This is a genomic window from Bradyrhizobium sp. CCBAU 45321, assembly GCF_028128975.1.
Classification (GTDB): Bacteria; Pseudomonadota; Alphaproteobacteria; order Rhizobiales; family Xanthobacteraceae; genus Bradyrhizobium; species Bradyrhizobium yuanmingense.
This window is the reverse complement of the sequence record NZ_LFKZ01000128.1, coordinates 429,386-449,220: the sequence shown is the minus strand read 5'-3', so window position 1 is coordinate 449,220 and position 19,835 is coordinate 429,386. Positions and strand designations below refer to the sequence as shown.

19 protein-coding genes are annotated in these 19,835 nt (G+C 64.3%); 12 read left to right on the top strand and 7 right to left on the bottom strand.

Annotated elements, in window-relative coordinates:
• Nucleotides 1-14: 14 nt before the first annotated feature.
• The gene (locus tag ACM43_RS29610; RefSeq protein ID WP_271544996.1) at nt 15-575 is read right to left on the bottom strand and encodes a hypothetical protein; all 561 of its coding nucleotides are present in this window, start codon (nt 573-575) and stop codon (nt 15-17) included.
• 287 nt (nt 576-862) lie between these two features.
• Here ACM43_RS29610 and ACM43_RS29605 point away from each other — a divergent pair, with 287 nt between their 5' ends.
• Nucleotides 863-2,056, top strand: a complete 1,194-nt coding sequence (locus ACM43_RS29605; RefSeq protein ID WP_271544994.1) for a TrmJ/YjtD family RNA methyltransferase — start codon at nt 863-865, stop codon at nt 2,054-2,056.
• 4 nt (nt 2,057-2,060) lie between these two features.
• On the opposite strand, the gene ACM43_RS29600 is transcribed toward ACM43_RS29605, so the two are convergent.
• Together ACM43_RS29600 and wrbA are read right to left on the bottom strand one after the other, a co-directional pair.
• A complete protein-coding gene (locus ACM43_RS29600) occupies nt 2,061-3,257 on the bottom strand; it encodes an MFS transporter (protein ID WP_271544992.1) in 1,197 nt (398 codons plus the stop codon).
• Nucleotides 3,257-3,883 (bottom strand): NAD(P)H:quinone oxidoreductase, encoded by a 627-nt coding sequence (gene wrbA / locus ACM43_RS29595; RefSeq protein ID WP_271544990.1) that lies wholly within the window; start codon nt 3,881-3,883, stop codon nt 3,257-3,259. The genes ACM43_RS29600 and wrbA overlap by 1 nt, the downstream gene beginning before the upstream one ends.
• A 102-nt stretch (nt 3,884-3,985) precedes the next feature.
• Between wrbA and ACM43_RS29590 the strand changes: the two genes are divergently transcribed.
• Entirely contained in the window at nt 3,986-4,894 is a 909-nt protein-coding gene (locus ACM43_RS29590; RefSeq protein ID WP_271544988.1) for a LysR family transcriptional regulator, read from the top strand.
• 220 nt (nt 4,895-5,114) lie between these two features.
• Nucleotides 5,115-6,788 (top strand): tetratricopeptide repeat protein, encoded by a 1,674-nt coding sequence (locus ACM43_RS29585; protein ID WP_271544985.1) that lies wholly within the window; start codon nt 5,115-5,117, stop codon nt 6,786-6,788.
• A gap of 181 nt (nt 6,789-6,969) precedes the next feature.
• Here ACM43_RS29585 and ACM43_RS29580 read toward each other — a convergent pair whose 3' ends face one another.
• A complete protein-coding gene (locus ACM43_RS29580) occupies nt 6,970-7,617 on the bottom strand; it encodes a TetR/AcrR family transcriptional regulator (protein ID WP_271544983.1) in 648 nt (215 codons plus the stop codon).
• 247 nt (nt 7,618-7,864) lie between these two features.
• Here ACM43_RS29580 and ACM43_RS29575 point away from each other — a divergent pair, with 247 nt between their 5' ends.
• Genes ACM43_RS29575 through ACM43_RS29565 form a run of 3 tightly spaced genes read left to right on the top strand, consistent with a single transcriptional unit; the run spans nt 7,865 to nt 10,496 of the window.
• Nucleotides 7,865-8,407, top strand: coding sequence for an OsmC family protein (locus tag ACM43_RS29575; protein WP_027576569.1), 543 nt, complete (start codon nt 7,865-7,867; stop codon nt 8,405-8,407).
• A 35-nt stretch (nt 8,408-8,442) separates the two neighbouring features.
• Nucleotides 8,443-9,576 (top strand): acyl-CoA dehydrogenase family protein, encoded by a 1,134-nt coding sequence (locus ACM43_RS29570; RefSeq protein WP_271544980.1) that lies wholly within the window; start codon nt 8,443-8,445, stop codon nt 9,574-9,576.
• A gap of 41 nt (nt 9,577-9,617) precedes the next feature.
• Nucleotides 9,618-10,496 (top strand): sulfurtransferase, encoded by an 879-nt coding sequence (locus ACM43_RS29565; protein WP_271544978.1) that lies wholly within the window; start codon nt 9,618-9,620, stop codon nt 10,494-10,496.
• A 117-nt stretch (nt 10,497-10,613) separates the two neighbouring features.
• Here the strand turns inward: ACM43_RS29565 and ACM43_RS29560 are convergent, their stop codons facing one another.
• Nucleotides 10,614-12,560, bottom strand: a complete 1,947-nt coding sequence (locus ACM43_RS29560) for a sigma 54-interacting transcriptional regulator (RefSeq protein WP_271544976.1) — start codon at nt 12,558-12,560, stop codon at nt 10,614-10,616.
• 160 nt (nt 12,561-12,720) lie between these two features.
• On the opposite strand from ACM43_RS29560, the gene ACM43_RS29555 reads away from it, so the two are divergent.
• The 4 genes from ACM43_RS29555 (at nt 12,721) to cynS (ending at nt 16,518) form a co-directional block, all read left to right on the top strand.
• Nucleotides 12,721-14,100: a CmpA/NrtA family ABC transporter substrate-binding protein gene (locus tag ACM43_RS29555; protein ID WP_271544974.1), complete on the top strand. Its 1,380-nt coding sequence runs from the start codon at nt 12,721-12,723 to the stop codon at nt 14,098-14,100.
• A gap of 148 nt (nt 14,101-14,248) precedes the next feature.
• A complete protein-coding gene (ntrB, locus tag ACM43_RS29550; RefSeq protein ID WP_271545107.1) occupies nt 14,249-15,088 on the top strand; it encodes a nitrate ABC transporter permease in 840 nt (279 codons plus the stop codon).
• Between the two features lie 5 nt (nt 15,089-15,093).
• The gene (locus ACM43_RS29545) at nt 15,094-16,017 is read left to right on the top strand and encodes an ABC transporter ATP-binding protein (protein ID WP_271544972.1); all 924 of its coding nucleotides are present in this window, start codon (nt 15,094-15,096) and stop codon (nt 16,015-16,017) included.
• Between the two features lie 12 nt (nt 16,018-16,029).
• Complete coding sequence (gene cynS / locus ACM43_RS29540) at nt 16,030-16,518, top strand: cyanase (RefSeq protein WP_025037304.1); 489 nt, start codon at nt 16,030-16,032, stop codon at nt 16,516-16,518.
• Here cynS and ACM43_RS29535 read toward each other — a convergent pair.
• Nucleotides 16,505-17,332 carry an isocitrate lyase/PEP mutase family protein gene (locus ACM43_RS29535; RefSeq protein WP_271544970.1) on the bottom strand — a complete coding sequence of 276 codons (828 nt, stop codon included), beginning with the start codon at nt 17,330-17,332 and terminating at the stop codon, nt 16,505-16,507. The two genes, cynS and ACM43_RS29535, sit on opposite strands and share 14 nt — an antisense overlap.
• Here ACM43_RS29535 and ACM43_RS29530 point away from each other — a divergent pair.
• Nucleotides 17,313-18,410: a LysR family transcriptional regulator gene (locus tag ACM43_RS29530; RefSeq protein ID WP_271544968.1), complete on the top strand. Its 1,098-nt coding sequence runs from the start codon at nt 17,313-17,315 to the stop codon at nt 18,408-18,410. The two genes, ACM43_RS29535 and ACM43_RS29530, sit on opposite strands and share 20 nt — an antisense overlap.
• A 5-nt stretch (nt 18,411-18,415) precedes the next feature.
• On the opposite strand, the gene ACM43_RS29525 is transcribed toward ACM43_RS29530, so the two are convergent.
• Nucleotides 18,416-18,739 carry a DUF1476 domain-containing protein gene (locus ACM43_RS29525; RefSeq protein ID WP_157280749.1) on the bottom strand — a complete coding sequence of 108 codons (324 nt, stop codon included), beginning with the start codon at nt 18,737-18,739 and terminating at the stop codon, nt 18,416-18,418.
• A gap of 320 nt (nt 18,740-19,059) precedes the next feature.
• Here ACM43_RS29525 and purC point away from each other — a divergent pair, with 320 nt between their 5' ends.
• The gene (gene purC / locus ACM43_RS29520) at nt 19,060-19,827 is read left to right on the top strand and encodes a phosphoribosylaminoimidazolesuccinocarboxamide synthase (protein ID WP_172782948.1); all 768 of its coding nucleotides are present in this window, start codon (nt 19,060-19,062) and stop codon (nt 19,825-19,827) included.
• The last annotated feature ends 8 nt before the right edge of the window (nt 19,828-19,835 follow it).

The following is a 19,835-nucleotide window of genomic DNA, read 5'->3' as shown; positions in this document are numbered from 1 at the left end:
GAATTGACTGGCCTTTATGCAAGGCAGAACCGTCGCTCCAGCCACGAACGCGTCTTGCCCTGGGGCATTGCCCGGACCACCCGGGCGGCCCCGTCAGGGCTTTTGCCCTGCTGGCGCTCGGCGACATGGAGGTACAGTCGGGCGGCACGCCAGCTCCGGTCGGGATGACAGAGTGCCAGGATCCTGGTCCAGACCGGCTTGGCCCAGTGGGCGTCGACCGCGAAACAGGCGGTCCACAGCGTCTCCAGCGCATAAGCCTGCGACGCTGCGGGAGTGACCTGGCCTGCGAGCGCCAGACATCGGGGCAACTCGCGTTCGACGAAATCGCGAAAGCCGCGCGCCATCGCCACGCTCAGCGGCCACGACATCACGGCGACCGTGCCATAGGCATCGTGACAGGCGAGAGCCTCGCGCGCCGCCTCCTCGAGAATCGACAAAGCGAGCTTCGGGTCGGCATGCTCGGCGACCGACGCCAGCGCCTGGACGCGATACCAGGCATCTGGGCAGCCGCGCGCTGCCTGGAGCGCCGCCGGAACGTTCGTGGCAGCAAGCTGGTGCGCACGGTGGCGTCCCATAACCGAGGCGCGCGAGGGTGAGGGAGAGCGAGAGCGGGACATTGGCGGCGCTGCGGACATCACGCGCTTGCGTCGCTACAAGCCGCGATCGGGTTCAAGGCAGCTCCGGAGCTGCGCGAAAAGTGGAATTTAACCTCATTATTTTGCTTGAGAATTCTGACAGGACAGGCAAACGCAAGGACACAGAAACGGGCCGGCTCACGGCCCCCTCTCAATCCATTCCTGAACAGCCGGCTCGAGAAAGTTGGTTGGCTAGGCCTTGAGAACCAGCGCGAAAGTGAAACGACATGTCGGGGACTGACAAGAGCAAGGCCGGCCTTTCCCTCGACGGTCCCATCGTGATCCTGGTCGAGCCGCAGCTCGGCGAGAACATCGGCATGGCCGCGCGCGCCATGGGCAATTTTGCCCTGAGCCGATTGCGCATCGTCAACCCGCGCGACGGCTGGCCAAACATCGCCGCCCAGCGAGCGGCCGCCGGCACGGACCATATCCTGGAGAAGGCGCAGCTGTTCGACACGGTCGAGCAGGCGGTTGCCGATCTCGACCTCCTGTTCGCCACCACCGCACGCCCCCACGACCAAGCCAAGCCCGTGGTCGGGCCGGAGGCCGCAGCGGCCGAGATCGCGGGTCACGTCGCGACCGGCGGCAGGGCCGGCATCCTGTTCGGCCGCGAGCGCTGGGGGCTGACCAACGAGGAGGTCGGGCTCTCCAACCGCATCATCACCTTCCCGGTCAATCCGGGCTTTGCCTCGCTCAACCTCGCCCAGGCCGTGCTCTTGGTCGGCTATGAATGGTTCAAGCGTGCGACGTCGGGCGCGCTGCCGCACGCCATGCCTGAAAGATCCGAGCGCGCCTCGCAGCACCAGATGCAGGCCTTCTTCGACAACCTCGTGCGCGAGCTCGACAAGGTCGAGTTCCTGCGTCCGGCCGAGAAGCGCGACACCATGCTGGTGAACCTGCGCAACATCTTCACCCGGATGGAGCCGACCAAGCAGGACATGCACACCCTGCACGGCGTGATCATGGCAATCGCCGAGGGGCGCAAGGGGCCGGCCAAGGGCGGCGTGCTCGACGGCGAGCAGGCCACGCGCCTGCGCGCGCTGCTGGCCGAGCACGGGCAGGGCGGCGGTGTCCCCGACAGCGGCTCGACCGTGCGCGGCCTTGCCCGCCTGCTCCGCCGCAACCCGACCGACGCCGAACGCCTGCTCTGGCAGGCGCTGACGCGTGATCGCCGCTTCGCAGGTGGGTTCAAGCGCCAGACCCCGGTCGGGCGGCACATCCCGGATTTCGTCTCCTTCCCGCACCGGATCGCGATCGAGCTGGTGAACCCGGGCGAGGGCGAGGCGATCGCGGCAGATCGCGCGGCGCGGCGGACGTGGCTGGAAGCGCGCGACTATCGGGTGCTCGACATTCGGGCAGTGGATGTGGAGCGCGATCTCGAGGCGGAGCTGGTGCGGCTCGCGGGGATGTTGGGACAGTAGAATCTCAGCCGGCCGCGCTGTCATCGAGGCGGGCGGATGAGGTGACGATGGCTGCAAGCAGCGCGGCGATCAGGATGATGGCCAGTGCGGCTGTCCACCCATGGGTCTCAACTGCAATCCCAACCGCGACAGGTCCGGCCACCTGGCCGAGATTGCTGCCCTGCATCACCAGGCCGGTGACCACAGGAATGAGTGCGGCGGATGGCGCGAGCAACGGGATTGATGAGATCAGGACGGCCGGCATCAGGCCGCCGACCGCCGCGAACAGGATGCAGAGCAGAAGCGTGGGCGTATCGCCGAAGATCTGCAGGAAGATTCCAGGACCTGAAAACCCCATCGCTAGATAGGCCGCAACGAGCAGCACTGAACGCCGGGCACCGCGCGCGAGCAGGTAGCCGGCAGCGACATTGCCGACGATGTTGCTTGCGGTGGCCAGAGCACTGAGCATGCCGGCAGTCCCGTGGGGAATGTTCATCCGCTCCATCAGCAGCACCGGGAGGAAGCTGAACAGCGCGAAGAACATCAGGCTGTAGAGGGCAAAACATCCGGCCAGCAGAAGCGGGCCCTTGCTTGCCGCCACGCGCATGGCATCCGACATCGTGCGCCTCCACGATGCCGAGGTGCGTTTCGGGGCAGCCGGAATACTCATCCAGGCGGCAGCAATAGTGATCGCCGCAAGGCCGGCGCTGCCCCACCACAGTGTGCGCCAGTCGCTCAAGAACGGCCCGACGAGCATCGCGAGCGCAATGCCGGCTGGCATGAAGCAACTCCACAGGGCAAGCGGAACGTCTTGCTGCCCCGACGGGACTGCTCTGTTCAGGATCGCCGGTCCCGCAATAATGATCAGAAGAAATCCTGCCCCCTCCAAAATGCGCGATGCGAGAAGCACCGCATAGCCGGTTGCGAGCGCGCCGATGACGGCACCAAGAATGAGCAGCCCGAGGCCGACAAGGAGACTTCGCCGATCTCCGGCGCGAGCCACGAGAGAGCCGGCGAGGATACCCCCCAACAGGCCGAGAACGGCCAGTATCCCGGTCAGCCAGCCGGCAGCGGCGAGATCGAGGCCAAAGTCCTTTTGCAGCATGGGCGTGGCTATGGCAGCCTTCCCCACCTGGATCGCGGCGACGACGCCGGAGCCCACGACGATGCTCACCACATGCCAGTGTCGATCTCGCAAGGACGGGGCAGGTGCTGTCGCCATCAAGCCGCCTCCTTGAGCCGTGCAGCGGCCAAGGCGCGAGCTATCTCGGCGACGTGGCGTCCCTGAAAGCGTGCCCCTGCCAGCTCATTGGCGCTGGGACGACGATCCCCGCCGCTGCCGTCGTCGGCGAGGGTCGATGCGCCGTAGGGCGAGCATCCGGTGACCTCGTCCATGCGCATCTGTCCCTTGAATGTGTAGGGCAGCCCGACCACGACCATGCCGAGGTGCAGCAACACGGTGTGCACGGACAGGATGGTGCTTTCCTGGCCGCCATGCTGGCTGCCCGTCGACGTGAAGACGCTGCCGACCCTGCCCACGAGCTTGTTCTCGAACCACAGGCCGCCGCACTGGTCGAGGAAGTTCTTCATCTGCGCGGCCATGTTCCCGAAACGCGTCGGGGTGCCAAAGATGATCGCGTCGAAGTCCGGCAACTCGGCCACGGCGGCCGTTTCGGCGCGCTGATCGAGCTTGTATCCGGCCCTTTGCGCGACGTGGTCGGGAACAATTTCCGGCACGCGTTTGATGGCGACTTCGGCTTCGGCCTCCCGTGCACCCCGGGCAATCTCTTCGGCCATCGTCTCGATGTGACCGTAGGACGAGTAGTACAGCACCAGGACCTTCGTCATTTTCCTTCCTCGCTCTCTCAGGTGGGTTAGCAGCCAAAATAGGTCTGTCCTTGATCGGCGGTAGCGCGATAAGATCGATGAGTTTGATCGATTGGATAGATCATGCTGGATGTGCTGACGCTTGATCAGTTGCGAACATTCGTGACGGTGGCGGAATGCGGGAGCTTTCGGTCGGCCGCCGCTCAGCTGTCCCGTGTTCAGTCCGCCATCAGCCATGCCGTCGCCAATCTGGAGGCCGAGCTGGGTGTTGCGCTGTTCGATCGCACGGGTCACCGGCCGGTCCTGACGGCCGAGGGGCAGTCACTGCTCGCGAACGCGCGTGACATTCTCCTCAGAGTCGATGCGATGCGGGCGAGAGCCCGGGGCCTTGGCGAGGGGATCGAACTCGAGCTTCCATTGACGGTCGACACATTGTTTCCGATCGGCATGGTGGGCGCCGCATTGACGAAGATGCGCGCTGCCTATCCCTCGGTCTCGATCAGGCTTGCAGTCGAGCCGCTGGGTGGACCGATCGCGTCGCTGATCGACAAGCGCAGTTCGCTCGCGATCGTGGTCGGCGAGGATTTCCGCGATCCGCGGATTGCACTGGAGGCGATCTCGTCGGTCGAGCAGGTTGCCGTCGTTTCCGTCGAGCACCCATTGGGGAGGCGGCAATCGCGCAACAGGATCAGCCTTCAGGATCTGGCGGATCATCTGCAGATCGTTCTGTCCGATCCGACGCCGTTGACCGAAGGGCGCATGTTCGGTGTGCTTTCGCCCCAGACCTGCCGGGTCACCAATCAGGACACCAAGCATGCGATGATTCTAGCCGGCCTCGGCTGGGGCCGCCTGCCGTTCTGGCAGGTGGAGCGCGATCTGAGGGAAAGGCGCCTTGTGCGCCTTGCCACCACCGCCCTTGGACGGCGCAGCCAGGTTGCCGCAGAAGCCTATCTCGCGCACCGGCTGGACCAGCCGCTCGGACCAGCCGCGCTGGCTTTTCGCCAGGCCTTGATGCAGATGGCCGAGGCGTAGGCGGACGTGGCTCGAGGCGCGGATTGTCGCGTTCGACATTTGGGAGTGGATCTGGAGCGTGATCTGGAGTCGGAGCTGGTGCGGCTTCAGGGGAAGATGTGGCGGGGCGCGTAGGTTCAATCGATCCAACACATGCCAGGATCGCAACCACGGGCTGTGCAGACGCGCGTTTGGTTGCTATGACAGTCCCGGGAATTGAGTTGGGGACTGCATGTTTGGAATGACAGGCCGCACGCTCGCACGTGTGGCAGCAAGCGCCGGCGCTTTGGCCCTGGCGACGTTGATCGACATGTCGATCGCTCGCGCGGAAATGCCCTTGTCCGCCAAGTGCAATACAGTTGGCAACGTCACACTCGATGATCGCATCGCTGGCTGCACCGCTATCATTCAAGCGGGATCGGCTATGCGGCAAAGCGTAGTTATGGCGCACTTTCGCCGTGCCATGTTTTACCGTCAGAAGGGCGAACCCGACCTTGCGATCGCTGACTACGACCGGATCATCGAGCACGATCCGGGCAATTTGAACGCCCGTCTTCAGAGAGCTTTTGCGCAAGCCGAGAGGCGACAAACCGACGCTGCGCTTGCCGACTACGACAAGGTCATCGAGCTTGACCCCAAGTCTGTGTACGCTCGTCTGGGGCGTGCCCGAATCTATTGGGCCAGAGGAGATATGGACCGCGCCATTGCTGACTATGATCAAGCCCTTCTCGTCCATCCGGACAACGTCATCGTGCGTGTGGACCGAGGCCTCGCTTACATCCGCAAGGGGGAACCGGGTCATGCCATTGCTGACTGTGATCGAGCGGTCGAGATTAGCCCGCACGCCGGCATCGGCCAGTTGTGCCGCAGCCGGGTTTACGTTGCCCAGGGTAACAGAGAGCGTGCATTGGCCGAGCTCGAACAAACAATGCAGATCAGGCCGAGGAACGAGTATTTCTACTACTTCCGAGCCGAATCCTTTTGTCGACTGGGCGAATTCGACCGTGCCCTCGCCGACTATGACCGGATTATCGAGCTGAACCCACAAAGCCGGTCTGTCTATGGCTCCCGGGGCGTCACCTATGCTCAAAGAGGCGACTACGATCGCGCCATTGCCGATTTCGACCGGGTCATCCAGCTGGCCCATCAGGGCCAAGGAGGCCCCGGCGATCGGCAGACTCAGATTCAAGGTCAGGACCGCGACCCCATTACTGCGTCCGTCGCGGGTGAATCAATCGTGCTCGCTTCCTCGGATGGTCCTGTGCTCCGCGCTCGAGGAGCGGCCTACAACGCGAAGGGGGAGCTCGACCGCGCTATCGCGGACTATGATGATGCGATCCGCCTCAACCCCAAGGACAAGGATGCATTCGGGCTCCGCGCCAACGCGTACAGGGCCAAAGGGGACTTCGGCCGCGCGCTTGCGGACTACGATCAACTCGTGCAGCTCGATTCGAAGGATGCGCGCGCCTATTTTCATCGTGCAAGGGTCTATTGGCAGATTGCTTCATTCGCCAAATCGTTGGCCGATCTCGATCAGGCGATCCAGCTCAATCCAAAGGACGCCTATCCGGTCATGTGGCGCGAAATTGTTGCAAGGCGCAGCGATCAACCGAGCCGGATGAGCGAGGCTGCAAAGCAGCTCGACGCGGCGAAATGGCCCGCGCCGGTCGTCAACCTCTTCCTGGGTACGACGACGCCGGAGCAAGTGCGCAGCGCGGCGGACGATGCCGACCCCATGAAGAAGAAGGCGCAAATGTGCGAGGCGAATTTCTATGTCGCGGAGATTGCACTGCAGGGCGGCTCCAAAGAAGAGGCATTGAAGTTGTTCGAGCTGGCTGCAGCCGATTGCCCGAACACTTTTATCGAGAAACAGGCCGCCGACGTTGAGCTTGGCGCGCTGGGAGCGAGTCGTTGATCAAGCGGACGGGTCCGTAGGCGGGCAAATCAAGCTTACAGTCGGGACGGAATGGTGGGCACGGCGCTTTGCGCCTTTGCCCACCCTACGAAATCTTCGTAGCCCGGATGGAGCGGAGCGTAATCCGGGACGGTGTCCCCGCATTCCGCTTCGCTGCATGCGGGCTACGAGACCGGCGCGATCACACCGCCTCCAGCTGATCCGCCGCGCGCTTCTTCTTCGCCTTGGCCTGGCCGAGCAGGGGACCTGCCGTAAGCGCCGCGGTATCCGCGACGCCCGGGTCGCGCGAGATCATCGCGGCGACGATGGCGCCGTCGATGATGAGGCCGAGCTGGTGCGCCAGCACTGCTGGCTCGGCTGAGCCGAGCTCGCCGGCGAGTTTCTCGATGTGGCCGAGCACGATCTTCTTGTGCTTCAGCGCGATGTTGCGGAATTGCTTGGCGTCCTTGTCGTGCTCGCCGACGGCGTTGATGAAGGGGCAGCCGTAGAAGCGCTCTTCGGCGAACCAGCTCTTCAGCGCAGGGAAGATGCGCGTGAGTTTCGCCTGCGCATCGCCGCCGCCTTGCTCCATGGCGCCGATGAACCATTCGCGCCATTGCTTGCCTTCGCTCTCCAGCACCGCGTTGACGAGGTTGGTCTTGGAGCCGAACAATTTGTAGAGCGTGGTCTTGGCGGTGCCGGCTTCCTCGATGATCGCATCGATGCCGGTGGCGTTGATGCCGTTCTTGCAGAACAGATGCGTCGCCGCGTTGAGAAGGCGACCGCGTGCGGATTCGTCGTCGCCAGCAGCGGCGTGGGGCGAATTCTTCTTCGATGACGTCTTTGCCATGGACTCAAACTTACCCGCAGCCGTGCCGCATCAGCAAGCCGCATCTGTTTCGCGCTGAAAAGATTCGCAAAGCCTGGCCGCTCTGCATCGCGTTTGAGCAAGGACCGGCTGTTCAATCCGCAGGCATGAAGGCTTAAGCGGCTCCAAAGCCTCGGCTTTTGTTTTTCGCGGGCTCTGGCACGCTCCATGCAAGGAAACAGACCGTTCGGTATCCTGCCGATTTCCACTTCTGCCAGGGAGAAGATTGATGACTGCCGTCGTTCAGAAGACAGTGCTGACGGGGTGCCTCGCGCCCATCGACAAGAACGGGCTCGAGCAACTGATTGCCAACGGCAAGGCAAACCCGAAGGTCATCAAGACCTTGAAGTGCAAGACGGTCGCGGAGGGCAAATTCCGCCACGCCAACTATATCCGCAACCTGCCGCCCTACATCGTCGACGAGCCGCCGGGGCTTTTGGGTGACGACACCGCGCCCAATCCGTCGGAGGCCTCGCTGGCCGCGCTCGGCTCGTGCCTTGCCGTCGGCCTGCATGCCAACGCCGTGCATCGCGGCTGGATCGTCAACAAGCTCGAGCTGGAGCTGGAAGGGGATCTCAACATCACCGCGGTCTGGGGCACCGGCGACACCTCCGACAAGCCGGTCGGCTTCACCGATGTCCGCGTCAAGGTCGACATGGAATGCGAGGGCATCTCGCCGGACGAGATCAATGCGCTGGTGGCCCATGTGAAGAAATGGTCGCCGGTCGCCAACACCTTCACCCGGCCGGTCAATCTCGAGGTCGGCATCTAGCAGGCGGCAATCAGGACAGGGTGCGGGAGACGATCATGGGTTCACTGGCTTTATCGCGGGCCGACGTTCTGGATCAGCCCGCACCGTCGATTGCGGACGAGGTGGCGCGGATCGCGCGCCAAGAACTCGCGCCGCTGGCCGCCGGCATCGACGACGGTTCGGTCTATCCGGCCGAGGTGCTGCGCAAGTTCGGCGCGGTCGGGGCGTGGGGCAGTCATGTACCGCACGAAGGCCCCGCCGATCTGCGCTGCGCGATCCAGGCGATGGCGGCGATCGGCGAGGTCTGCGGTGCGACGGCCTTCATGGCCTGGTGCCAGAACACGCTGGTCTGGTACGCGGCGAATTCCACCAATGTGAAGCTCGCAAAGCGCTTCGGCGATGCCTTCTCGACTGGTCACGTGCTCGGCGGCACCGGGCTCTCCAATCCCATGAAGAGCTTTTTCGGCATCGAGAAGCTCAAGCTGAAGGGCCGCAAGGTCGAGGGCGGCTACATCGTGCGCGGTGCGTTGCCCTGGGTCTCCAACCTCGGGCCTGATCATTTCTTCGGCACGATCTTCGAGCGCGAGGACGAGCAGGGCATCGCAAGTGGCGAGCCCGGCACTGTCATGTTCCTGGCCGATTGCTCCGACCCCGCGATCACGCTGACCCCCTGCAAGCCGTTCCTCGCGATGGACGGCACCGGCACCTATGGCGTGCAGTTCCGCGACGCTTTCGTGCCCGATGAGCTGATCCTGGCCGATCCCGCCGCGCCCTTCGTCAAGAAGATCCGCGCCGGCTTCATCCTGCTGCAGGCCGGCATGGCGCTGGGGGTGATCAAGGACTGCATCAACATCATGGACGAGGTCGACAATCCCCTTGGCCATATCAACCGCTATTTGCCGCAGCAGCCGGTGCATTTCCGCGAGCTCGCCGCCGAGCTCGAGGCCGAGACCATGGCGCTGGCGCGCGATCCTTACAACGAGGAGGAGACCTACTGGCGCAAGGTGATCGCGCTGCGGCTTCGCGCGGGCGAGGCCAGCGTCGCGGCGGCGCATGCGGCGATGCTGCATTGTGGCGCCCGCGGCTATCTCAAAAGCCACCGGGCGCAGCGGCGCCTGCGCGAGGCCTATTTCGTCGCGATCGTCACGCCCGCCACCAAGCAGCTGCGCAAGATGCTCGCCGATTTCTGAGTTCTACGAGTCCACCCCACCACCTCAACGGAGAGGCTGCCATGACTGACGTTCTGATCACTGCCGTCGAACTCGCCGATCTCTTGAAGACCGAGCCGTGTGTCGTCATCGACACCCGCAACCCCGATGCTTACGCCGCCGGGCACCTGCCGGGCGCCGTGAACGTGCACGAGATCTTTACGTTCCTGGCGACCTCGACGCCGGAAGGCATGGCCGAGCTGAAGACCAAGTTCGCCGATGCGTTCGGCGGCGCCGGTCTTTCCGGCAAGGAGACGGCGGTGATCTACGAACAGTCGATGAACTCCGGCTTCGGTCAGTCCTGCCGCGGCTATTACCTGCTCACCATGCTCGGCTATCCCAAGGTGAAGGTGTTGCATGGCGGCTTCGACGCCTGGTCGGCCGCGGGCTTCCCGGTGACCAAGGATGTGCCCGCGCCTGAGAAGGCCTCGTTCTCGATCGTGCCCGAAGCGGGCGAGATCCTGATCGACGCCAAGACCATGCTCGCCGCGGTCGGCAAGCCCGGCATCGCGATCCTCGACGTGCGCGACGTCGACGAGTGGATCGGCGACAGCTCATCCCCTTACGGCAAGGATTTCTGCCCGCGCAAGGGCCGCATTCCGGGCGCCGTGTGGCTGGAATGGTATCGGATGATGAAGCCGACCGCCGAAGGCCCGCGCTTCAAGTCCAAGGACGAGATTCTGGCGGAATGCGCCACCGTCGGCATCTCGCAGACCACGCCGGTCTATCTTTATTGCTTCAAGGGCGCGCGCGCTTCGAACACGTTCCTGGCGCTGAAGAACGCCGGCGTGAAGGACGTGCGGATGTATTTCGGCTCCTGGAACGAATGGTCGCGCGATCCGTCCTTGCCGATCGAGCAGGGCCTCCCGATGGCGGCTGGCGTGACGACCAAGGCGGCGTGAGCAAGCGCCTCGTCCTTCGAGACGACCGCTTCGCGGTCTCCTCAGGATGAGGCTAAGCGGGACCGGTGTCTGTTGATACTGTTGCCGCGCACTCCGACCTCATCCTGAGGAGCCCGCCTAAAGCGGGCGTCTCGAAGGATGGGCCCCTTGCGGACGAGGCGCGATTCCCAGCGCCTTGATCCGCGAGGCCAGCGTGGTCGGCTTGATGTCGAGGATCTCGGCGGCGCCGCCGGGGCCGAAGACCTTTCCGGCGCAGGCCTCAAGCGCGGCGAGAATATTGGCGCGCTCGTGGTCGCGCATTTCCGACGACGTCATGATTGCGGGGCGCGCGTCGGCCTTCTGGCGGGCGGCGCCGGCCAGAGCCAGCGCGCCGGAGGCGTCAGGCAGATCGATGCGCAGGCGACCGTTCTGCGACAGGATCGCGGCGCGCTCGATCACGTTCTGCAGTTCGCGGACGTTGCCGGGCCAGTCGTAGCGGGTCAGCCGCCGCGCGTCGCCCTCCGACAGACGCAGGTTCGATTTCAGCGCCTTGCTCTCGCGCGTCAGGAAATGCTGGGCAAGTAGGGGAATGTCCTCGCGCCGCTCGCGCAAGGGGACGGTCTCGATCGGAAACACGTTGAGGCGGAAATAGAGATCCTCGCGGAAACGGCCGCGCTGCACCTCCTGCTTGAGATCGCGATTGGTCGCGGCGATGACACGAACGTCGACGGCGCGGGTGCGCGCCTCGCCGACACGCTCGAAATGGCCTTCCTGCAACACGCGCAGCAGCTTGCCCTGCAGCTCGAGCGGGATCTCGCCGACCTCGTCCAGGAACAGCGTGCCGCCGTCGGCGAGCTCGAAGCGGCCGATGCGGTCGCGCGTCGCGCCGGTGAAGGCGCCGCGGACATGGCCGAAGAACTCGCTTTCGAACAATTCGCGCGGGATCGCGGCGCAGTTGACTCGGATCAGCGGCCGGTCGCTCCGGGTGGAGTCCTCGTGGATGGCACGCGCGATCAGCTCCTTGCCGGTGCCGGATTCGCCCGTGATCATCACCGCCGCGGTGGTCGGCGCCACCAGCTTGACCTGGCGCAGCGTCTTCTGGATCGCCTCGCTGCCGCCGATGATGCCGCGCGGGTTGGTCTCGATGCGGATTTCCTCCTGGAGATAGGCGTTCTCCAGCTCGAGCCGTTCGCGCAGACGGTCGACCTCGGCAAGCGCCGCGTGCAGCTTCTCGTCGGCCTCGCGGCGCTGGCTGACGTCGCGAAACACCACGACGGCGCCGACCACGACGCCGCGATCGCGGATCGGCGTCGATGTGTATTCGACCCAGGCGGGCGAGCCGTCCTTGCGCCAAAACACCTCGCCGTCGACCTGGTGCACGGCGCCGTCGCGGAATGCCGCATAGATCGGGCAGTCATGATTGTGATAGTGTCGGCCGTCGTGGTGGGTGTGATGGACGATCGGGTGGATCTCCTTGCCGACCAGCTCTTCGGCGGTCCAGCCCAGCATGCGCTCGGCCGCAGGGTTGACGAAGGTGGTCTTGCCTTCGGCGTTGACGCCGTAGATGCCTTCGCCGGCGGCGCGCAGGATCAGCTGGTTCTCGCGCTCGATGTCCTGGAACACGCGCTCGACCCGCTGCCAGGTGGAGATGCCGCCGCGCATATGGTCCTCGGCGGCGGCATCGACATTGCGCCGGCGGCGGGCTTCGAGGTCAGTCAGCGTCAGCAGCAGCAGTGTGCGGCCGTCATGCGGCAGCAGGCAGCCGGCATATTCGAGCTTGAGATCTTGCCCGGTGGCGTGGCGGGGATTGAGCGCGGTGGTCCAGTAGGCGCCCTTGTGCAGCACGGCCTGGGTGAAGACGGTGAGGGCGGCAAGCTCGCCGGCGTGGAGCGTGCTGGCCCTGGTCTGCCGCAGCAAAGCGCGGTCGTAACCGAGCAGGGCGCAGGCGGCGGGATTGGCATCGACGATCCGGTCGCCATAGGGATCGACCAGCAGCATCGCCTCGACCGAGGATTCGAAGGCCGCGATGCGCGGGTCGATCACGGAGGCCACCTCGTCGTGGACGGGCATTGGCGTCGTTGCCATTGCGAAATCTCGTAATTGAACTACGAAATCTCGTTTATCACGAGTTTTCGTAGCGGCCAAGCGCGGGTGAAAATGCTGCGTCATCAAGGCAATATCCGCTTCTTCGTCGGTGGCATGCTCCTTGCGTAATTGCTCCTCGCATTGACGCGCAGGAGGGCCGATGTCCACGTTCGACAATCCGTTTGATCCCGATCGCAAGCTTCGAGCCGGCTGTGTTTGCGGCCAGCATGGTTCCGACGCAGAGCATGAGCAGGCCACGGCGCTGCATTGCGAGCCGGTCGCAAGCGAAGAGAAGCGCTACGAGGGCGTCGTCGCCTCCGCATTGATGCGCGCGATGTTTCCGCAGGACGTGGCGCGGCGCGCTTTCCTGAAGTCGGTCGGCGCCTCGACGGCGCTCGCCGCGCTGACGCAATTCTTCCCGATCAAGACGGCGACCGAGGTGTTCGCGCAAGCCGGCGCGCCCGAGAAGAAGGACCTCAAGGTCGGCTTCATCCCGATCACCTGCGCGACGCCGATCATCATGGCAGCGCCAATGGGCTTCTATGCCAAGCACGGCCTCAACGTCGAAGTGGTGAAGACCGCCGGCTGGGCCGTGATCCGCGACAAGACCATCAACAAGGAATACGACGCCGCGCACATGCTGGCGCCGATGCCGATCGCGATCTCGCTCGGGCTCGGCGCCAACGCCATTCCGTTCACCGTCCCGGCCATCGAGAACATCAACGGGCAGGGCATCGTGCTGGCGAGCAAGCACAAGGACAAGCGCGATCCGAAGGACTGGAAGGGGCTGAAATTCGCCATCCCCTTCGACTATTCCATGCACAATTATCTCTTGCGCTATTTCCTCGCCGAGCACGGTCTCGATCCCGATACCGACGTGCAGCTGCGCTCGGTGCCGCCGCCGGAGATGGTCGCGAATCTGCGTGCCGACAACATCGACGGCTTCCTCGCGCCCGACAACATCTGCCAGCGCGCGATCTATGACGGCGTCGGCTTCATGCATCTGCTCTCCAAGGAGATATGGGACGGCCATCCCTGCTGCAGCTTTGCTGCCAGCCGCGAGTTCATCACGACGGCGCCGAACAGCTTCGCGGCGCTGACGCGGGCGATCGTCGATGCCACCGCCTACGCCTCGAAGGCGGAGAACCGCAAGCAGATCGCGGAAGCCATCGCGCCTGCGAACTACATCAACGCGCCTGTCACCGTGCTGGAGCAGGTCCTGACCGGCACCTATGCCGACGGCCTCGGCGGGGTGAAGACCGATCCCAAGCGGGTCGATTTCGATCCGTTCCCCTGGCAGTCCTTTGCGGTTTGGATGCTGACGCAGATGAAGCGCTGGGGCCAGATCAAGGGCGACGTCGACTACAAGGCGGTGGCCGAGCAGGTGTATCTGGCAACCGATACCAAGAAGCTGATGACCGAGATGGGCCTCACGCCGCCGGCAAGTGCCTACAAGTCGTTCGCGGTGATGGGCAAGAATTTCGATCCGGCCAAGCCCGAGGACTATCTGGCGAGCTTCAAAATCAAGAAGGCGTCGTGATGAGCTGCACTCTCGTGTCCCGGGCGCGGCGCAGCGCGAAGCGGTGCGACGCAGAACCGGGACCCATGCGGCCCAACTGGGTCCCGGCTCTGCGAAGCAGCACTACGTGCTGCATCGCGTCCGGGACACAACCGGTGAGGTTTGAATGATGACCGCCTCCCTCCGCCTTCGCGCCGGCCTCGTCTCCCTCGTGCTGCTCGCCGCCTTTCTCGGCATCTGGCATCTCGCCACGCGCTCCACCGCACAGGTGACGACGATGAGCCCGGAATACGCCAAGCTGATGGGCCTAACCGCGACGCAGGGCAAATCGGCGATGCCGGGGCCGCTCGATGTCGGCGCAAAGCTCTGGGAGCATCTGAAGCGGCCGTTCTACGACAACGGGCCGAATGACAAGGGGCTCGGCATCCAGCTCGGCTATTCCATTGCGCGCGTCGGCACCGGCTATCTGCTGGCAGTGCTGGTCGCGATCCCGCTCGGCTTCCTGATCGGCATGTCGCCGCTCTTGAGCAAGGCGCTCGATCCGTTCATCCAGGTCTTGAAGCCGATCTCGCCTTTGGCCTGGATGCCGCTCGCGCTCTACACCATCAAGGATTCCTCGATCTCGGCGATCTTCGTCATCTTCATCTGCTCGATCTGGCCGATGCTGCTCAACACGGTGTTCGGCGTCGCGACCGTGCGCAAGGAATGGATCAACGTCGCGCGGACGCTCGAGGTCGGCACCGTCAGGCGCGCCTTCACCGTGATCCTGCCCGCGGCGGCCCCGACCATCCTGACCGGCATGCGCATCTCGATCGGCATCGCCTGGCTCGTGATCGTCGCCGCCGAGATGCTCGTCGGCGGCACCGGCATCGGCTACTTCGTCTGGAACGAGTGGAATAATTTGTCGATCACCAACGTCATCATCGCGATCCTCCTGATCGGGGTCGTCGGCATGCTGCTCGACCAGATCCTCGCGCGCTTCACGCGCATGGTCACGTTTCCGGAGTAGAGGCGATGACCGACAAGTTCATCTCGATCGAAGGCATCGCCAAGCGCTATCCCGGCGCGGGCGGCGCGACGACCACCATCTTCCAGAACCTCTGGCTCTCGATGGCGCGCGGCGAGTTCGCTTGCGTGATCGGCCATTCCGGCTGCGGCAAGACCACGGTGCTCAACATCCTCGCCGGGCTCGATGCGCCGAGCGAGGGCGCGGTCATCGTCGACGGCCAGGCGATCTCGGGCACCAGCCTCGACCGCGCCGTGATCTTCCAGAGCCATGCGCTGCTGCCCTGGCGCACGGTGCTCGGCAACGTGGCCTATGCCGTCAGCTCGAAATGGCGCAGCTGGGACCGCGCCAAGGTAAGGGCGCATGCGCAGAAGTTCATCGATCTCGTCGGCCTGTCCGGCGCCGAGCACAAGCGTCCCTCGGAGCTGTCGGGCGGCATGAAGCAGCGCGTTGGCATCGCACGGGCGCTGTCGATCACGCCGAAGATGATGCTGATGGACGAGCCGTTCTCGGCGCTGGACGCGCTGACGCGCGGCACGCTGCAGGACGAGGTGCGGCGCATTTGCCTGGAGACCGGTCAGACCGCGTTCATGATCACCCACGACGTCGACGAGGCGATCTATCTCGCCGACAAGATCTTTCTGATGACCAACGGTCCCGGCGCGGTGCTGGCGGAGGTGGTCGAGAACCCGCTGCCGCGGGATCGCGGCCGCACCGATCTGCACCGGCATCCGCTGTACTACGCGCTGCGCAACCACATCATCGATTTCCTGGTGACGCGCAGCAAGACCTTTGCCGCCGAGACGCCCGGCCACGATCCGCGCAACGTGCCGCTGATCCAGATCGGCAAGCCCGGACTGACGATCGCCTCGAACGGCGAGGAGCAAAGACAGACCTGGATACCCGGGCCCAGTCCCGGACTCACCGCCTAACAGGAGACCCTAATGAAACGCGAAGACCTCACCGAGAAGCTGCTCGACATCAAGCGCGAGAAGGGCTGGAGCTGGAAACACATCTGCGAAAAGATCGGCGGCTATTCCGAAGTGCTGATCGTCGGGGCGATCATGGGCCAGATGAAGCTGACGAAGCCCCAGGCTGCCAATGCCGGCGAGCTGTTCGGCCTGTCGAAGGCGGAAGTTGCGATGCTCAACGAGGTGCCGATGCGCGGCACCGGCACGCCGATGCCGCCGACCGACCCGCTGATCTACCGCTTCTACGAGATGGTGATGGTGAACGGTCCGGCCTGGAAGGCGCTGATCGAGGAGGAGTTCGGCGACGGCATCATGTCGGCGATCGACTTCGACATGGGAATCGAACGCGTCGCCAACCCCAAAGGCGACCGCGTCAAGATCACCATGAGCGGCAAGTTCCTGCCGTATAAATATTACGGCGCCAGCGGCAACGTGCCGGAGTACGGCTTCAAGGAGGAGTGACCGCGGCGAAGGCGGCGCGCAGCTCGCCGACCGACGCCATCTCGCGGATGTAGGTGAAGGACCCCTTGTCCTTCATCTCGCGCGCGCAGTTCAGGAACGCTGCGAGCGCGTAGCGCGACATGGCTCCGCCGACGCTGATGCGCTTGACGCCGGCGGCGGACAATTGCTCGACGGTTAGCGTCGGGTCGGCAAAGCCCATCACGTGGTTGAACGGCTTGCCCAGCGAGGACGCCACCGTCCTGATCGTGGCGAGATCGTACAGGCCCGGCGCATAGAGGACGTCGGCGCCAGCGGCCTCGAAGGCCTGCAGGCGGCGGATCGTATCGTCGATGTCCTTGCGGCCGTGCAGGAAGTTCTCGGCCCGCGCCGTCAGCGTGAACGGAATGGGCAGCGCGCGTGCCACCTCTACCGCGGCCTGGACGCGCTCGACGGCGTGGGCGAAGTCGTAGATCGGGCGATCGCGATCGCCGCTGAAATCCTCGATCGAGCCGCCCACCGCGCCGGTGTCTGCGGCACGCCGAATAGCTTCGGCGGCGCCTCTCGGCTCATGTGCGCCGCAATTCTCGAGGTCGACGCTGACGGGCAGGTCGGTGGCTTCGACGATCGCGCGCGCGTTGGCGAGGATGAAGTCGAGGCTGACGCCGCTGCTGCCGAACATATTGGCGACCCCGAGGCTCGTCGTAGCCAGGGCTTCGAAGCCCATCGCCGCGAGCAGCTTGGCGGTGCCGGCATCCCAAGGATTGGGAATGATGAAGGCACTGGGCCGCTCGTGCAACGCGCGAAACGCTCTCGCCTTGTCCAACTGGCTCGTCATGGCTCGTCTCCATTGTCCGTCCCAACGAGCTTTAGGCGCACTTCCGTCATCCGCCAAATTTGTTATTCTGTCAGATATCATCAGCTTTTTGCATGAGGTCGCGATGGACAGTGACGCCCTCAACACCTTCCTGGCGGTTCATCGCAGAGGTGGGATTTCGCATGCCGCGAAATTCCTGCACCGCTCGCAGCCGGCGATTTCGCGCCGTATCGCTCTCTTGGAGCAGGAACTCGGCGTTCCCCTGTTCGAGCGGGTGGCAGGCCGCACGCGACTCAGCGATGCCGGGCGCGTGCTGATCCCCTATGCCGAGCGCGCAGTGGCCGCGGCGCAGGATGCCGAACAGGCGATCCGCGCACTGACCAAGCAGAATGCAGGGCCGGTTTCGCTGGCCGTGACCGGGACGCTCGCTGACAGCCGCCTCTCGACCATCATGAAGCGGTTTGCCAAGGAGCATCCCGCCGTCGTGCTGAGCTTGCGGACGGCGACCAGCGCGGAGGTCAGCGATCTCATCCGGCGCGGCGAGGCCACGATAGGCCTGCGCTACAACGCCGACGGCTCCGGCGATCTCGCCTGCGAGCAGGTCCTGCGCGAATCGTTGCAAGTGGTCTGTGCGCCAGACCATCCTCGCGCCGGACAGCGTGTGAAACGCCTCGCCGAGCTTGGTGGGGAGCGCTGGATCGCATTCCCCGAGATTCGCGGACGCCGCGAGATTGCCGCGGCTCACGTGTTCGCGCTGTTTCTGACGCGGGGACTTGGCGAGGTGGAATGGACGGCCGTGGACAGCCTCACTGCGCAGAAGCGGCTGGTGGAATCGGGCTTCGGTCTTGCACTGCTGGCAAAAAGCCATGTGGCGGAGGAGCTGCGTGCGGGCTCGATCGCGACGGTCGCCGTGGGCGACCTTGATGCGCACCAGGATATCATCCTCGTCACGCGTCGTGGCGGGTTTTTGAGCGCCGCCGCAGAGCGCCTGCTCGAAACCATCCGCCGCAACTATGCCGGGCCGAATGTCTCGACCACGCGGGAAGGCAGAAGAAGAACGCCGGCGCGCAAGGCTATTGCGCGCCGGCGGGTCGGTTGACTCGATTATTTCCCCGCCTTCACCTCGGCGGCGGCGACCGCGAGCAACTCGCTCATCTTGGCGCGAATCGTCTGCTCGGTGACGACAACGTTCTTGGCGGCGAAATCGGCCGTCAGCTTGCGTAGGACGTCGGCATCGCCGGCCTCCTCGAAATCGGCCGCGACGACCTCCTTGGCATAGGCGGTGGCGGCATCACCCGTGATTCCGAGCTTCTCGGCTGCCCACAGGCCGAGCAGCCGGTTGCGGCGGGCCTCCGCCTTGAACTTCTGCTCCTCGTCGAGGGCGTACTTCTTCTCGAAGCCTTCCTGGCGTTTGTCGAACTCGCTCATGCCTGTTCCAAATCCTCGCTGAATGGAGCGGGAGCCTTCCGTTGCGGCGACCCGGCTGCATGCCTACATAGATAGCACGAATCGGCAAAACAACGGGCCGTTAAGCCGCAGGCAAGACGGTATAAGTTGGTGCCGGACGGCCGGATCGATTGTGCTCGGACAGCCAATCGGATAGGTTGCCTAAGGCTTGGTTCCCGTTCTGTTTCCAACGGGTTATAGGTGGGTTCCTGGCCGTTCACGGCAGCTCCGCTGTGGGTCGTAATCCTAGTCAACCGGAGCACACCAAATTCATGGATTTCAACAAAACACGGTACATCCCCATGAGCCGTCGGCGTCGCATTTATGAAGGCAAGGCAAAGGTTCTTTACGAAGGCCCCGAGCCCGGTACCCTGATCCAGCACTTCAAGGACGACGCCACCGCGTTCAATGCGAAAAAGCATCAGGTGATCGAGGGCAAGGGCGTCCTCAACAACCGGATCTCGGAGTACCTGTTTCAGCACCTCAACGACATCGGGGTGCCGACCCATTTCATCCGCCGCCTCAACATGCGCGAGCAGTTGATTCGCGAGGTCGAGATCGTGCCGCTGGAGGTTGTGGTGCGAAACGTCGCCGCCGGCTCGCTGTCGCAGCGCCTCGGCATCGAGGAGGGCACGCAGCTGCCGCGCTCGATCATCGAGTTCTATTACAAGAACGACCAGCTCAACGACCCCATGGTGTCGGAAGAGCACATCACCGCCTTCGGCTGGGCGACGCCGCAGGAGATCGACGACATCATGGCGCTCGCCATCCGCGTCAACGACTTCCTCACCGGCCTCTTCCTCGGCATCGGCATCCGCCTCGTCGACTTCAAGATGGAGTGCGGGCGCCTGTTCGAGAACGAGATGATGCGCATCATCGTCGCCGACGAGATCTCGCCGGACAGCTGCCGGCTGTGGGACATCAAGTCGAACGAGAAGCTCGACAAGGATCGTTTCCGCAGGGATCTCGGCGGCCTGCTCGAGGCCTACACGGAAGTTGCAAAGCGTCTCGGCATCCTCATGGAAAACGAGCGTCCCCAGGGCACCGGCCCGGTGCTGGTGAAGAGCTGAAGAGGACT

Bases quoted from the DNA above. Each gene is read 5' to 3' on its own strand.
- ACM43_RS29610 (WP_271544996.1), bottom strand. From the start codon at position 575: ATGGGACGCCACCGTGCGCACCAGCTTGCTGCCACGAACGTTCCGGCG.
- ACM43_RS29605 (WP_271544994.1), top strand. From the start codon at position 863: ATGTCGGGGACTGACAAGAGCAAGGCCGGCCTTTCCCTCGACGGTCCC.
- ACM43_RS29600 (WP_271544992.1), bottom strand. From the start codon at position 3,257: ATGGCGACAGCACCTGCCCCGTCCTTGCGAGATCGACACTGGCATGTG.
- wrbA (WP_271544990.1), bottom strand. From the start codon at position 3,883: ATGACGAAGGTCCTGGTGCTGTACTACTCGTCCTACGGTCACATCGAG.
- ACM43_RS29590 (WP_271544988.1), top strand. From the start codon at position 3,986: ATGCTGGATGTGCTGACGCTTGATCAGTTGCGAACATTCGTGACGGTG.
- ACM43_RS29585 (WP_271544985.1), top strand. From the start codon at position 5,115: ATGACAGGCCGCACGCTCGCACGTGTGGCAGCAAGCGCCGGCGCTTTG.
- ACM43_RS29580 (WP_271544983.1), bottom strand. From the start codon at position 7,617: ATGGCAAAGACGTCATCGAAGAAGAATTCGCCCCACGCCGCTGCTGGC.
- ACM43_RS29575 (WP_027576569.1), top strand. From the start codon at position 7,865: ATGACTGCCGTCGTTCAGAAGACAGTGCTGACGGGGTGCCTCGCGCCC.
- ACM43_RS29570 (WP_271544980.1), top strand. From the start codon at position 8,443: ATGGGTTCACTGGCTTTATCGCGGGCCGACGTTCTGGATCAGCCCGCA.
- ACM43_RS29565 (WP_271544978.1), top strand. From the start codon at position 9,618: ATGACTGACGTTCTGATCACTGCCGTCGAACTCGCCGATCTCTTGAAG.
- ACM43_RS29560 (WP_271544976.1), bottom strand. From the start codon at position 12,560: ATGGCAACGACGCCAATGCCCGTCCACGACGAGGTGGCCTCCGTGATC.
- ACM43_RS29555 (WP_271544974.1), top strand. From the start codon at position 12,721: ATGTCCACGTTCGACAATCCGTTTGATCCCGATCGCAAGCTTCGAGCC.
- ntrB (WP_271545107.1), top strand. From the start codon at position 14,249: ATGACCGCCTCCCTCCGCCTTCGCGCCGGCCTCGTCTCCCTCGTGCTG.
- ACM43_RS29545 (WP_271544972.1), top strand. From the start codon at position 15,094: ATGACCGACAAGTTCATCTCGATCGAAGGCATCGCCAAGCGCTATCCC.
- cynS (WP_025037304.1), top strand. From the start codon at position 16,030: ATGAAACGCGAAGACCTCACCGAGAAGCTGCTCGACATCAAGCGCGAG.
- ACM43_RS29535 (WP_271544970.1), bottom strand. From the start codon at position 17,332: ATGACGAGCCAGTTGGACAAGGCGAGAGCGTTTCGCGCGTTGCACGAG.
- ACM43_RS29525 (WP_157280749.1), bottom strand. From the start codon at position 18,739: ATGAGCGAGTTCGACAAACGCCAGGAAGGCTTCGAGAAGAAGTACGCC.
- purC (WP_172782948.1), top strand. From the start codon at position 19,060: ATGAGCCGTCGGCGTCGCATTTATGAAGGCAAGGCAAAGGTTCTTTAC.